The sequence below is a fragment of the Chitiniphilus eburneus genome (assembly GCF_005048205.1).
GTDB lineage: Bacteria > Pseudomonadota > Gammaproteobacteria > Burkholderiales > Chitinibacteraceae > Chitiniphilus > Chitiniphilus eburneus.
Genome location: NZ_SUMF01000015.1, coordinates 24,953 through 37,460 on the forward strand (window position 1 = coordinate 24,953; position 12,508 = coordinate 37,460).

At 64.6% G+C, this 12,508-nt stretch carries 13 protein-coding genes; 10 read left to right on the forward strand and 3 right to left on the reverse strand.

Annotated elements, in window-relative coordinates; all coding sequences use genetic code 11:
- Positions 1-10 precede the first annotated feature (10 nt).
- Positions 11-1,225: a zinc metallochaperone GTPase ZigA gene (zigA, locus tag FAZ21_RS13010; protein ID WP_136773873.1), complete on the reverse strand. Its 1,215-nt coding sequence runs from the start codon at positions 1,223-1,225 to the stop codon at positions 11-13.
- A gap of 361 nt (positions 1,226-1,586) precedes the next feature.
- Here zigA and FAZ21_RS21095 point away from each other — a divergent pair, with 361 nt between their 5' ends.
- From FAZ21_RS21095 to FAZ21_RS13060, 10 genes are all read left to right on the forward strand, one after another.
- Positions 1,587-3,200: a flagellin N-terminal helical domain-containing protein gene (locus tag FAZ21_RS21095; RefSeq protein WP_136773874.1), complete on the forward strand. Its 1,614-nt coding sequence runs from the start codon at positions 1,587-1,589 to the stop codon at positions 3,198-3,200.
- Positions 3,201-3,348: 148 nt separating this feature from the next.
- On the forward strand, positions 3,349-3,963 hold the full coding sequence (gmk, locus tag FAZ21_RS13020) for a guanylate kinase (RefSeq protein ID WP_136773875.1): 615 nt from the start codon (positions 3,349-3,351) through the stop codon (positions 3,961-3,963).
- A 68-nt stretch (positions 3,964-4,031) separates the two neighbouring features.
- Complete coding sequence (gene rpoZ, locus FAZ21_RS13025) at positions 4,032-4,241, forward strand: DNA-directed RNA polymerase subunit omega (protein ID WP_136773876.1); 210 nt, start codon at positions 4,032-4,034, stop codon at positions 4,239-4,241.
- 19 nt (positions 4,242-4,260) lie between these two features.
- Complete coding sequence (locus FAZ21_RS13030) at positions 4,261-6,450, forward strand: RelA/SpoT family protein (protein WP_136773877.1); 2,190 nt, start codon at positions 4,261-4,263, stop codon at positions 6,448-6,450.
- A 141-nt stretch (positions 6,451-6,591) separates the two neighbouring features.
- A complete protein-coding gene (gene thiS, locus FAZ21_RS13035; RefSeq protein WP_136773878.1) occupies positions 6,592-6,795 on the forward strand; it encodes a sulfur carrier protein ThiS in 204 nt (67 codons plus the stop codon).
- Positions 6,796-6,850: 55 nt separating this feature from the next.
- Positions 6,851-7,642, forward strand: a complete 792-nt coding sequence (locus FAZ21_RS13040; protein WP_136773879.1) for a thiazole synthase — start codon at positions 6,851-6,853, stop codon at positions 7,640-7,642.
- Between the two features lie 62 nt (positions 7,643-7,704).
- Entirely contained in the window at positions 7,705-8,154 is a 450-nt protein-coding gene (locus FAZ21_RS13045) for a GNAT family N-acetyltransferase (RefSeq protein ID WP_136773880.1), read from the forward strand.
- Between the two features lie 117 nt (positions 8,155-8,271).
- The gene (gene trmB / locus FAZ21_RS13050) at positions 8,272-8,958 is read left to right on the forward strand and encodes a tRNA (guanosine(46)-N7)-methyltransferase TrmB (protein WP_136773881.1); all 687 of its coding nucleotides are present in this window, start codon (positions 8,272-8,274) and stop codon (positions 8,956-8,958) included.
- A 54-nt stretch (positions 8,959-9,012) separates the two neighbouring features.
- On the forward strand, positions 9,013-9,621 hold the full coding sequence (locus FAZ21_RS13055; RefSeq protein WP_169307386.1) for an LPP20 family lipoprotein: 609 nt from the start codon (positions 9,013-9,015) through the stop codon (positions 9,619-9,621).
- Positions 9,618-10,967 carry a flagella assembly protein FlgT middle domain-containing protein gene (locus tag FAZ21_RS13060; protein WP_136773883.1) on the forward strand — a complete coding sequence of 450 codons (1,350 nt, stop codon included), beginning with the start codon at positions 9,618-9,620 and terminating at the stop codon, positions 10,965-10,967. The genes FAZ21_RS13055 and FAZ21_RS13060 overlap by 4 nt, the downstream gene beginning before the upstream one ends.
- A 56-nt stretch (positions 10,968-11,023) precedes the next feature.
- Here the strand turns inward: FAZ21_RS13060 and FAZ21_RS13065 are convergent, their stop codons facing one another.
- Both FAZ21_RS13065 and FAZ21_RS13070 read right to left on the reverse strand, forming a co-directional pair.
- Positions 11,024-11,722: an SPOR domain-containing protein gene (locus tag FAZ21_RS13065; RefSeq protein ID WP_136773884.1), complete on the reverse strand. Its 699-nt coding sequence runs from the start codon at positions 11,720-11,722 to the stop codon at positions 11,024-11,026.
- On the reverse strand, positions 11,719-12,465 hold the full coding sequence (locus tag FAZ21_RS13070) for a type III pantothenate kinase (protein ID WP_136773885.1): 747 nt from the start codon (positions 12,463-12,465) through the stop codon (positions 11,719-11,721). The genes FAZ21_RS13065 and FAZ21_RS13070 overlap by 4 nt, the downstream gene beginning before the upstream one ends.
- Positions 12,466-12,508: the final 43 nt, after the last annotated feature.

The following is a 12,508-nucleotide window of genomic DNA, read 5'->3' on the forward strand; positions in this document are numbered from 1 at the left end:
GGCGGGTGGCTCAGTCCGTCGCCGAGGTTTCCGCCATGAGTCGCCACGGCGGGAAGGGGTCGTCGAGGGTATCCGGCGCGGCGAGTTCGGCTTCGGTCAGCAGGCAGTCGTCGAGCATCGCGCTCAGTGCGAGCGGGTCCATGCCGATGCCGATCAGCACCAGTTCCTGCATCCGGTCGCCGAAGCGGGGATGCCAGTCCGCGCGAATGGCGGCCTGCGATTCGTCATCGTCCGGCCAGTGCGCCAGCGGCACCGTCGCCCACCAGACGCCGGCGGCACCGTGGCGCGATACGGCGCCTGCCTGCGACCAGCTACCGACGAAACGTGGCCGGCTGGCCAGCCAGAACCAGCCCTTGGAGCGGATCACGCCCGGCCATTCGCGATGGATGCAGTCCCAGAAACGGCGGGGGTGGAAGGGTCGGCGGGCGCGAAAGACGAAACTGTCGATGCCGTATTCCTCGGTTTCCGGCGTGTGGTCGCCGCGTAGTGCCTGAAGCCAGCCGGGGGCGCTGGCCGCTGCCTCGAAATCGAAGCGCCCGGTGTTGAGTACGCGGTCGAGGGGCACGTGGCCCAGGGTGCTACGCACCAGATCGGCGCGTGGGTTGAGCCGGCGCAGCATGGTTTCCAGGCGGGCCAGCTCCGCTTCGCCGACGAGGTCGGTCTTGTTCAGCACCAATACGTCGCAGAATTCGATCTGTTCGATCAGCAGATCGACCACTGCGCGGTTGTCGTCGACGCCCAGGGTTTCGCCACGCTCGGCCAGCAGGGCTTCGCTGCCGTAGTCGCGCAGGAAGTTGAAGGCATCGACCACGGTGACGAGCGTATCCAGGCGCGCGATGTCGGCAAGGCTGACGCCCGCTTCGTCGCGGAAGGTGAAGGTTTCCGCCACCGGCAGCGGTTCCGCGATGCCGGTGGATTCGATCAGCAGATAGTCGAACCGCTGTGCCTGGGCCAGCTTGCGGATTTCGACCAGCAGATCCTCGCGCAGCGTGCAGCAGATACAGCCGTTGCTCATCTCCACCAGTTTTTCGTCAGCCCGCGACAAGGCGGCGCCGCCCTCGCGGATCAGGCGGGCATCGATGTTCACTTCGGACATGTCGTTCACGATCACCGCCACACGCAGGCCGTCGCGATTGTTGAGGACGTGATTGAGCAGGGTGGTCTTGCCCGCGCCGAGAAAGCCGGACAGGACGGTAACGGGAAGTCGGGACGGGGCAGGTTGCATCGGTGCGGTGAAATGTAATCAGATGCAACACAGTATCAATAACAAGATGGTTAATGCAACAAAATTGCATTTAAGGCTTGGCCATTCGATTACCTCTGGGTAGGGTTCATCGCTCGCCTGGGCAGCCTTTTGTCTTGTGCATTTCATGCCAGCGGCAAAACTTGCCGGTCGATGTGCCAAAGCTGCCGTAGTGGCGGGACAAGTTGGGGTAAATCGACTTCTTTTGCCGCCAAACCGCCTGGCATGGGATTTGCTCACCGAAAGGTACGAGGAATGGCATCCCGGATGCCCTCACCAGGTTCGACGCTGGCAAAGCGGGGCGGGCCTAGGTCTGCCGCCCGTGCGTCAAGGAGAAAGTGCGATGCAAGTCATCAATACGAACATTCCGTCGCTGAACAGTCAGCGCAATCTGAACAACTCGCAGAACGACCTGCAAACGTCGCTACAACGCTTGTCGTCGGGCCTGCGCATCAATAGCGCCAAGGACGATGCGGCAGGGCTCGCGATCTCCCAGCGCATGACGTCCCAGATTCGTGGCTCGGACCAGGCGCAGCGCAATGCCAATGACGGCATTTCGCTCTCGCAGACGGCCGAAGGCTCGCTGGCCCAGATGGGCGACATGCTGCAACGCATCCGTGAACTGGCGGTGCAAGCGGGTAATGCCACGCTCAGCGACAGCGACCGCGAGGCGGTCAATGCCGAAGTGAGCCAACTGACGTCCGAACTGGACCGTACCGCGATCACCACCCAGTTCAACGGGCAGAAGCTGTTCGACGGCAGTTTCACCGCTGCCATCTATCAAGTGGGCGCCAACGCCAACGAAACCATTACCGCCACCACCAGCAACCTGCGCACCAACCAGTACGGTACCTACCAGACCGGCACCGGCACCGGCACCGGTGCGAAGGCGATCAGCAACGTGGTGACCGGCGCCACCACCTACGCGGCGGGCGCAACCGGCACGGTCAACGTATCCGGCGCGGCGGTGACCACCTCCGGTACCTTCAGCATCAATGGCGTGAGCATTTCTGCCGCCGACACCGACATGGCGAGCGATATCGCCGCCAAGATCAACCAGGCCGGCACCGGTGTGAAGGCGACCGCCCGGACCGAAACGGTGCTGACGATGGGCAGCGGCTCGTACACCCTTGCGCTGGCGTCCAAGAGCTCCACGTTCCAGTCGGTCACGTTCAATATCTCCGACGCGAACAACAACGGTTCGATCGATGCCGACGAGTATGCGCAGGCGGTTTCCGCGTTCAACCAGAAGTCGTCGCAGACCGGGGTGAATGCGCAGGTGGAAGTGTTCCAGGATGCCACCGGGACCACGCGTTACGGCATCAAGCTGGTCGCCGACGATGGCGGCAATATCGCGATGACCTCCGCCGATGGCGTGGCCAGCGGTTTTGGCGGTGACCTGGATGTCTGGAATTTCGACGCCGCCGCCTCCACCGGTGCCGCGCAATATCTGAGCAGTAGCTCGGTCTTCACCGCCGGTGCCAGTGGTTCGGCGGTATTCGGCGGGCAGGTGGTGCTCAACTCCGCGACCTCGTTCTCGGTGACCACCAGCGGCGCGGGGTTCGCCTCCGGCGTGATGTTCACCGCCTCGACCAATGCCACGGCGTTCGCATCGGGCAGTTCGTACCAGTCCGATCTGAAGACAGTGGAAAAGCTGGACGTTTCCACGGTCGAAAAGGCCACCCAGGCGCTGCGGATCGTCGATGACGCACTGACCGGGGTCAGCGACCTGCGTGCCAAGTTCGGCGCCCTGCAAAGCCGGTTCTCCTCGACCATCGCCAACCTGGCGACGACATCGGAAAACCTCTCGGCCGCGCGAAGCCGGATCCAGGACACCGACTTCGCCAAGGAGACGGCCAGCCTGACGCGTGGGCAGATCCTGCAACAGGCCGGCACCGCGATGCTGTCGCAGGCCAATCAGTTGCCGCAGCAGGTGCTGCAACTGCTGCAAGGCTGATTCCGGGCCAGACACAAAAGGGGCGGCAACGCCCCTTTTTTCATGCTTGCAATCGCTTGTCCGGCCCGGGGGATGCCGCCCGGGCCGGTACTATTTCACGCACGGATGATGTGCTACCCTGCGTGTAGTTTTCTTACGGATTTTCGTGATGGCGAGAGGAAATATCTTCGTGGTCACGGCGCCCTCGGGTGCCGGCAAGACCACGCTGGTCGCGGCCTTGCTGGCTGCCGACCAGAATGTGCAGCTTTCCATTTCCTTCACCACGCGCGCGCCGCGCGGCGGCGAGGTGCACGGCAAGGATTATCATTTCATCGACCGCGCCGGGTTCGAGGCCATGATCGCGGCGCACGACCTGCTGGAATATGCCGAGGTCTATGGCAACTATTACGGTACCTCGCGCCAGTGGATCGAATCGGTGATCGACAATGGCCGGGACATCCTGCTGGAGATCGACTGGCAGGGCGCACAGCAGGTGAAGCGCATTTTTTCGGATTCGGTGGGCATTTTCGTATTGCCGCCGTCGATCGATACGCTGGAACAGCGCCTGCGCAGCCGGGGCAAGGATAGCGAGGAAGTCATCGCCAAGCGCATGGCGGCCGCGCGCGAGGAAATGAGCCATTTCGACGAGGCCGATTACGTCGTGGTCAATGAGCACATCGATGAAGCGGTGCGCGACATCGTGGCCGTGGTGCGCGCCGAGCGGTTGCGACAGCGCACGCAGCGCATCCGCCATGGCGCGTTGCTGGGCAGCCTGAAAGGCTGATTCACCGGCTTCTGTTACAATCACGCGATGCGCTGTCGCGCAAATCGTCTTCAAAAAGGAATTCCCGCATGGCTCGCGTTACCGTGGACGACTGTCTGCCCAACATTCACAACCGTTTCGACCTGACTCTGGCCGCCGCCTACCGCGCTCGCCAGATTGCCAATGGCTCGACCCCGCAGGTCGATGCCCCCGGTCGCGACAAACCTACCGTGCTCGCGTTGCGCGAAGTGGCCGCCGGCCTGGTCAGCCGCGATATCCTGACGCGCAACCGGACCTGATCGCCCGCAGGTGAACGTCATGGAGCCGGTGGTACTTGCCGCAGTCGATGTTCCGGAGCTTGCCGGTTCAGCGCCGGCGGTGCTGGACGCGGCCAACCGGTTCCTCACCCATGACACCGCCTACCTGCGCCCCGAGGATCGCCAGTTCCTGGCCGGGGCATTCAAGTTTTCCGAGGCCGCGCATCGCGGCCAGATGCGCCGCACCGGCGACCCCTATATCTCCCATCCGCTTGCCGTCGCGTCGATCCTGACCGCGTGGCACCTCGATGCCCAGGCGTTGGCTGCCGCGCTGCTGCACGACGTGATGGAGGATACCGGTGTCTCCAAGCTGGAGTTGACCGAGAAATTCGGCCGGCATGTCGCCGAGCTTGTCGATGGCATGAGCAAGATCGACAAGCTCGAATTCCAGAGTAAGGAAGAAGCGCAGGCGGAGAACTTCCGCAAGATGTTGCTCGCCATGGCCCGCGATCTGCGGGTGATCCTGATCAAGCTGGCGGATCGGCTGCATAACATGCGCACCATGGAAGCAATGCGCGAGGACAAGCAGAAACGCATTGCCCGCGAAACCATGGAAATCTATGCGCCGATTGCCAATCGCATCGGCCTCAACAGTATTTACCAGGAACTGGACGACCTCTCGTTCAAGTACCTGCACCCGCGTCGCTATGACGTGCTGTCCAAGGCGCTGCGCGCCGCACGCGGCAACCGCCGCGAGGTGGTGGGCAAAATCCTCGATGGCATCCGTCTCAAGCTGGGCGAATCGGGCATCGACGCCGTGGTGTCCGGGCGCGAAAAGAACCTGTTCAGTATCTACCGCAAGATGCTGGAAAAGCACCTCAGCTTCTCCGAGGTGTTCGACATCTATGGCTTCCGCGTGCTGGTCAAGGACGTGCCCACCTGTTACCTGGTGGTCGGCGCGCTGCACAGCCTGTTCAAGCCCATCGCCGGCAAGTTCAAGGACTACATCGCCATTCCCAAGTCGAATGGCTACCAGTCGCTGCATACCACGCTGTTCGGCCCCTATGGCACGCCGATCGAAGTACAGATACGCACGCACGAGATGCATCGCATCGCCGATGCCGGCGTGGCCAGTCACTGGATGTACAAATCTGGCGACGAGAGCTTTTCCGATGTCCAGCAAAAGACCCACCAGTGGCTGCAATCGCTGCTGGAGTTGCAGGCCGAATCGGGCGACGCGGTGGAGTTCCTGGAACATCTCAAGGTCGACCTGTTCCCTGACGAGGTCTACGTCTTCACGCCCAAGGGCAAGATTCTCAGCCTGCCCAATGGCGCCACCTGTGTCGATTTCGCCTACGCGGTACACACCGATATCGGCAATCGCTGCATCGCCGCCAAGGTGAACCACGAACTGGTGCCATTGCGCACCAAGCTGAAAAACGGCGATCAGGTGGAAGTCGTGACCGCCGCGCATGCCAAGCCCAACCCGAGCTGGCTGACCTTTGTCACCACCGGCAAGGCGCGCAGCCATATCCGGCATTTCCTCAAGACCATGCGCTTCGAGGAATCGGTGCTGCTGGGCGACCGGCTGCTGTCGCAGAGCATCACCTCGCTGGTGCCGGCGGCCCAGGCGCCGAGTGACGATATCTGGGAGCGGTGGCTGAAGGAGAACAACGTCCGCACCCGCGACGAAGCGCTCTCCGAGATCGGCCTGGGCAAGCGCCTGCCGCTGGTGATGGCCAAGCGCATGCTGCAATTGTCCGGCCAGTGGTTCGAGGAGCCGGCCCATGGCAAGCGCCCCAATGCGGTCACCATTCGTGGCACCGAAGGCATGGCGATCCAGTTTGCCCGCTGCTGCAATCCGATCCCCGGCGATCCCATCATCGGCTTCTTCAAGAAAGACCAGGGGCTGGTGATCCATACCCACGACTGCCCGTTGCTTTCGGGCGGGCGCGTCGATTCCGACAAGCTGATCGATGTGGAATGGGACCCGTTGGTAGCGCGCATGTTCGAAGTGCCGATTCGCGTCCTGGCCGCCAACGAACGCGGCGCGCTCGCCGCCATCGCCGCCACCATTGCCGAAGCCGACGCCAACATCGCCTCGGTGGCGACGCAGGAGCAGGGCGGCGATGAGCGCTACATGCAAATCCAGTTCACCCTTCAGGTGCAGGATCGCGTTCACCTGGCGCAGGTGATGAAGCGCCTGCGCCAGCAGCCGTCGGTATATCGTATCCACCGCACCCGTACCTAAGCGTACTGGCCGGTGTTCGACCGGCGCATGGCCGACGGTGGCCTCTTTGCCCATCCATGCATGTGTCTCTGCGCCGTATCAAAGGCCCGCCGTGGCTACATGCTAGAATTCCCGGCGATCAGCAAACCCGCAGGACCGTCCGTGATCCAGCTCTCCATCAACGGCAATACCCAGGCATTCGCCGCTCCACTTACCGTTTCCAGCCTGGTCGACCAGCTCGGCTTTGCCGGCAAGCGCCTTGCCGTGGAACTGAACGGTGAGATCGTACCCAGAAGCAGTCACGCCGATACCCAACTGGCGGATGGCGACACCCTGGAGATCGTGGTCGCTGTCGGCGGCGGCTGAGCCTCCTCCCCCTTGTTTCCTCCCCCCTTTTCATCGCATTCCAGTGAGTACGCCCATGACGACCGACAGCTTCCAGATTGCAGGAAAAACCTATTCCTCCCGCCTGTTGGTCGGCACTGGCAAGTACAAGGATTTCGACGAAACCCGTCGCGCCATCGACGCCTCGGGCGCCGAGATCGTCACCGTGGCGATCCGTCGCGTGAACATCGGCCAGAACGCCGGCGAGCCCAGCCTGCTGGACTACCTGCCGCCGTCGCAGTTCACCTACCTGCCCAATACCGCTGGTTGCTACAGCGCCGATGACGCCGTGCGCACCTTGCGCCTGGCGCGCGAACTGCTGGATGGGCACAAGCTGGTCAAGCTGGAAGTCCTGGGCGATTCCACCACGCTCTATCCCAACGTGCTGGAAACGCTGAAGGCTGCCGAAACGCTGGTGAAGGATGGCTTCGACGTAATGGTCTACACCTCCGACGACCCCATCATCGCCAAGGAACTGGAAAATATCGGCTGCTGCGCGGTGATGCCGCTGGCCAGCCTGATCGGCTCTGGCATGGGCATCCTCAATCCGTGGAACCTGCGCCTGATCATCGAAAACGCCAAGGTGCCGGTGTTGGTCGATGCCGGCGTCGGCACGGCCAGTGATGCCGCTATCGGCATGGAGCTGGGCTGCGCCGGTGTGCTGATGAATACCGCCATTGCCGGCGCGCGCGATCCGGTGCGCATGGCGCGGGCGATGAAACTGGCGGTGGAGGCCGGTCGCGAGGCCTTCCTCGCTGGGCGCATGCCGCGCAAGCTCTACAGTGCCGATCCGTCCAGCCCGGTGTCGGGCATGATCGCCAGCAAATAGATGCCGGTCGTGGGGCCGTATCCGGCCCCGCCGTGAAACCCTTGGTTCTAGGCTCCACCATCATGAGTGCCACTGTCCGTTACGCCAGCCTTTACGATCTCGATGCCCTGGTTCCGCTGTTCGACAGCTACCGCGTGTTCTACGGCGAATTCACGGATCCGGGTGCCGCGCGCACCTTCCTGGCCGAGCGGCTGGCGCATCGCGAGTCGGTGATCCTGCTGGCGGAGATCGATGGCCTGCCGGTCGGCCTGCTCCAGCTTTATCCCTTGTTCTGCTCGCTTCAGATGTCTCGCATCTGGTTGCTGAACGACCTGTTCGTCGCCGAGGCGCATCGCGGCCAGGGTGTTGCCCACCTGCTGATGGACAAGGCCCGCGAACACGCCCGCCACACCGGCGCCAGCCGGCTGGAGCTTTCCACCGCGCATACCAACTCCAAGGCGCAGGCGCTCTACGAATCGCTGGGCTATCGCCTGGACGAAGTGTTCCGCTACTACGCGCTGGGCCTGACCTGAACCGCGATAGTCGCTAAAATACCCAGCTATCCGAGCGCCGCAGCAGCCTGCGGCGCTTTTGTTTGTGCCTGGAGCCGTGCCGCATGAGGCGGGGTTTCCGATGATTTGGTCTGAAAGATGGAAAACCAGCAACACACCCGTCGCATCCGCAGCTTCGTCTTGCGCCAGGGGCATCTCTCCAAGGGACAGGAGCGTGCGCTGGCCGATTACGGCCCGAGCTTCGTCCTGCCCTATGCGGCGCAGCCGCTCGACCTGACCGCTGCCTTCGGCCGTGCCGCGCCCACCGTGCTGGAAATCGGCTTTGGCATGGGTGGCGCCACCGCCGAGATCGCCGGCAGTGCGCCGGAGACCAACTTCCTCGGCGTCGAAGTGCACACACCCGGCGTGGGCAGCCTGCTCAAGCTGATCGGCGAGCGCGACCTGACCAACCTGCGCATCGTGCAGCATGACGCCGTGGAAGTGCTGCAACACATGCTGCCTCCCGCCGTACTGGCCGGCGCCCACATCTTCTTTCCCGATCCCTGGCACAAGAAGCGGCATAACAAGCGCCGGCTGGTGCAGCCCGAGTTCCTGAAGTTGCTGGTGTCGCGCATCGCCCCGGGCGGTTATGTACACCTGGCGACGGACTGGGAGGATTACGCGATCCAGATGCTGGAGGTGCTGTCCGCCGAACCTGCGCTGGAAAACACCGCGGATGGCTATGCGCCGCGCCCCGATTATCGGCCCCTGACCAAGTTCGAGGATCGCGGCATCCGTCTGGGCCACGGCGTGTGGGACCTGGTGTTCCGCGTGCGGGCTGGCTGACGCCGGAGCGTGCGGCTAGACTAGCCGCATTCCTCATCCCCGCTGGCATCCATGATGACATCGCGTTTACTGGCCCTTGCCGTCTGTCTCCTGCTCGTTGCCTGCGCCAATCCGTTTCGCAAACAGATCACGGCCGACGCGCCGGTGCCACCGGTGATCCTGCCGCAAATCATCACTGCGGTCGGCTACGGCGCGCCTGCCACTGCCAAGGAGCTGTCCGCCCCGCAGCGGCGCTTGCTGGCGATGCGCGCCTCCAAGCTCGACGCCTATCGCGGCCTGATGGAAACCGTGGAGGGCGTGCGGATATCCAGCCAGAGCACCGTGGCGATGCTGACCATGCAGAGCGACAGCATGCGTGCCTTCGTCGAAGGCTACCTGCGCGGCGCGCGCGTGGTGTCCAGCCGTGAACTGGCGGATGGCGCGTTCGAGACCACGCTGGAGCTGACGCTTGCTCCGGCGTTCGTCCAGGCCCTTGCGGGTGGCGATCCCAGCGCATTGCCGCCGCCTTCGACCGATTTGCCGCCCGTCGATGCCCAGGCGGACGTCGATGTGATGCCGTTGCAGCCGGTGGTCGTGGTCGCGCCTGCCGCCGCGCCGGCCGCGCCCGTGCCCACACCGGCGCTCTCCAAGCAGACCGCCGCCAACTTCTACTACGCCGAATGAGCACCGTTGCCCGTATCTCCCGCGTATTGCTGGTCGCCAGCCTGCTTGCCGCGCTGCGAGTGCAGGCCGAGCCGGTGATCGGCGTGGCGCCGTTGTCGGTAGGGTCCGCCGCGCGCCAGCAGGCGTTGGACGACGCCCTGGCCAACGCCGCGCTCGCCAACGGGGTCCAGGTCTACGCGATGGACCAGAGCGACAACGGCCGCCTGGCGCAGAGCGGGCAACTGCGCCCCACGCGCACGCCGACCAGCTACCGTGTCTTGCGCGAGTGGCAGGGCAACGGGCTGTACCATATCGAGATCGACCCACGCTTCGACGCGCCGCCCAAGGCGCTACCGGTGGTGGCTGCCACCGCATCGGCCGCCGTACCCGCCGCAACCGACCCGGCCCCCACGCCGGCCGCCGCAGCGCAGACTCCGGTGGCACAGGGTTGCAACGATCCCTACAAGCGCAAGGTGCTGGTCACGCCCTTCAGCATCCGCCAGCCCAGCCAGTCCAGCGATGTGGGGCAGTTCCAGATCGGCTTGCAGGCGGGCCTGACCAGTCGGCTGGCCGATGTCGGCCTGTTTTCGCAGCGGGGTGCCAACGACATTCCGTTCACCATCGATCCCGGCCTGTCCGATCTACGGCAGCAACCCGAGCACGTGCGCCGCATGGCGCGGCGGCAAGGGGTGCAGTTCGTGGTGTCGGGCATCGTCAACGACACCCGCGCCGAAGGTGAGCGCTACACCTACTCGCTGGGCGCCAACGACGTGAAGCAGGGCGAGCGCAAGGCGTCTATCGCGATTCCGCTGATCGATTTCTTCGCGCCCGGCATCAAGGCCGTACCGCGCCTGCGGCGCTTCGACGTGGAGTTGTTGCTGTTCGACGGCATCTCGGGGGCGCTGATCGAGCGTAGGCGTTTCGATGCCAGTACCGGCGGCACGGTGACCTTTGCCGCGGACGAGCAGTTCGGCAGCGGCAGCTTCTTCGCCACCGACTATGGCGCACTGGTGAGCAAACAGATGGACGCGATGGCCAGAGCGGCGGCTGAACAGCTTTCTTGCCTGCCGTTCTCGGCGCGCGTGGTACGGGTCGAGCATGGCCAGGCGTATCTGGACGCGGGTAGCCTGTCCGGCCTGATGCCGGGCGATCGCCTGCAACGCTATCGGCTCAAGCCCGGTTCGCAGCCGGTGGATGGCCTGGTGGAAGGCGAGATGCTGCGCATGGGACAGCCGGAGGAACTGGCCGGCACGCTGACGGTGGTGCAGGTCCAGCCCCTGTTCGCCATCGCCGTGGCCGATCAGGGAGTGCCGGAACCTGGCGACTATGCGCGCAGTGGCGGCCGTGGCCGTCCGGCTCGCCGCTGAGGTGGTGGCCGACCGCTACGGCGGCGGCGCGCTGCTCCTGCCGGCACGGCGCCGGATCAGCACTTGGTTTCGTCGAGCTGGGCACCGCGCAACTGGCCGCTGGTGCGCGTGAGCGCCGCGCGCTGGGCCTCGGTCACGTCGCGCAGGACGAAGCTGGCGGGGCGCAACGTATCGTCGCGCTCCCGCACCACTGCCGAGCGCACACCCTGGTCGCGCAGCATCGTCAGACGTCGCTCCGCCGCGTCGCGCGTGGAATAGACTCCCAGCGACACGGCGTTCTGCCAGCGACCGCCGTTGTTCACCACAAAATAATCCTCGATGCCCAGCGACTCCAGCTCGGCCGCCTTCTTCTTGGCGTCGTCCAGTGTTTGCTGCGGCGGAATGTAGACCCACACCTTGGCCTGCTCGGCGCTTTGCACGGCCTGCACGGTTACACCGAGTGCACGCAGCCGATTGCTGGCGATTTCCGCCTGTTCGGCGGACGGCACGATCCAGCGCAGGCAGACACGCGGCCCGGCTGCCACGACGGCGGTCGGGACAGTCGTCGGGGTGGGGGTGGGCTCCACGGCAGAGGCTGCCTGGGGCTGCGGGGTTGGCAACGCGGCGGGCGTGATGGTGCTTGCATCGACGATGCGCACCTGTTCCGCCTTGATTTCCGGACTGGCGACCACCACCGGCGTCGTGTCCGGTTGCAGCCGGTCGTAGGCGAAGAAGGCGGCGTTGGCCAGTACCAGCAGGACGACGAGCCATTTCATATCGCGGGTTCTCCAGAAGCGAAGGCAAGGGCGGCCAGCCCTTGCAGAACGAGATCGTGGGCGATGCACGACGGCCGGCCCAGGCGTTCGGACAACAAGGGCGCATCGCCACCGGCCAGCAGCACCAGTGGATCTTCGCCGCGCATCTCCAGCCGGTCGAACAACGCGGCGACGCTGGCGGTCAGCGCCGTCAGCACGCCGGTTTCGATGGCGTCCTCGGTCGAAGTGGGAAAGTCGTGGAAATGCCCGTCGGCGAACGGCAGCCGTGCCGTGCCGGCCGCCAGCGACGTTTTCATCATGCGATACCCAGGCAGGATCATCCCGCCCAGGAATGTGCCGTCGGCGGTCAGGCCATCGATGGTTAGCGCGGTGCCGGCGCTGGCGATCACCAGCGCGCGGCCAGGATAGCGCGCGCGCGCGCCCAGCACGGCGGCCCAGCGATCCGGCCCTTGCTGCGACAGCTTGCGATAGCGGTTGACCACGCCCATTGCCTCGGCGCTTGGCGCCAGCCAGTTGATGTCGCGGCCCCAGGTCACGCGACAGAACGCATCCAGCGCCTGGCGCAGCGTTTCCGTGCCGACGCAGCAACCATGGATCGCGTCGGGCGCTGTGATCGCGCGCAAGGCGTCGAACAGCGCTTCCAGTTCATCGGGCATGGCATGGCCGTTGCCGTGCCAGGAAAAGATGTCCGAAGCCAGCGCCCACTTCAGTCGGGTATTGCCAAGGTCGAGAAACAGATGCATCGCTAGATCCCGGTGCCGGATGGAACGCGGCGTAAAAGGCGGG

Bases quoted from the DNA above. Each gene is read 5' to 3' on its own strand.
- FAZ21_RS13055 (WP_169307386.1), top strand. From the start codon at position 9,013: ATGACATCGCGTTTACTGGCCCTTGCCGTCTGTCTCCTGCTCGTTGCC.
- FAZ21_RS13040 (WP_136773879.1), top strand. From the start codon at position 6,851: ATGACGACCGACAGCTTCCAGATTGCAGGAAAAACCTATTCCTCCCGC.
- FAZ21_RS13060 (WP_136773883.1), top strand. From the start codon at position 9,618: ATGAGCACCGTTGCCCGTATCTCCCGCGTATTGCTGGTCGCCAGCCTG.
- trmB (WP_136773881.1), top strand. From the start codon at position 8,272: ATGGAAAACCAGCAACACACCCGTCGCATCCGCAGCTTCGTCTTGCGC.
- gmk (WP_136773875.1), top strand. From the start codon at position 3,349: ATGGCGAGAGGAAATATCTTCGTGGTCACGGCGCCCTCGGGTGCCGGC.
- FAZ21_RS21095 (WP_136773874.1), top strand. From the start codon at position 1,587: ATGCAAGTCATCAATACGAACATTCCGTCGCTGAACAGTCAGCGCAAT.
- FAZ21_RS13045 (WP_136773880.1), top strand. From the start codon at position 7,705: ATGAGTGCCACTGTCCGTTACGCCAGCCTTTACGATCTCGATGCCCTG.
- FAZ21_RS13030 (WP_136773877.1), top strand. From the start codon at position 4,261: ATGGAGCCGGTGGTACTTGCCGCAGTCGATGTTCCGGAGCTTGCCGGT.
- FAZ21_RS13070 (WP_136773885.1), bottom strand. From the start codon at position 12,465: ATGCATCTGTTTCTCGACCTTGGCAATACCCGACTGAAGTGGGCGCTG.
- FAZ21_RS13065 (WP_136773884.1), bottom strand. From the start codon at position 11,722: ATGAAATGGCTCGTCGTCCTGCTGGTACTGGCCAACGCCGCCTTCTTC.
- zigA (WP_136773873.1), bottom strand. From the start codon at position 1,225: ATGCAACCTGCCCCGTCCCGACTTCCCGTTACCGTCCTGTCCGGCTTT.
- rpoZ (WP_136773876.1), top strand. From the start codon at position 4,032: ATGGCTCGCGTTACCGTGGACGACTGTCTGCCCAACATTCACAACCGT.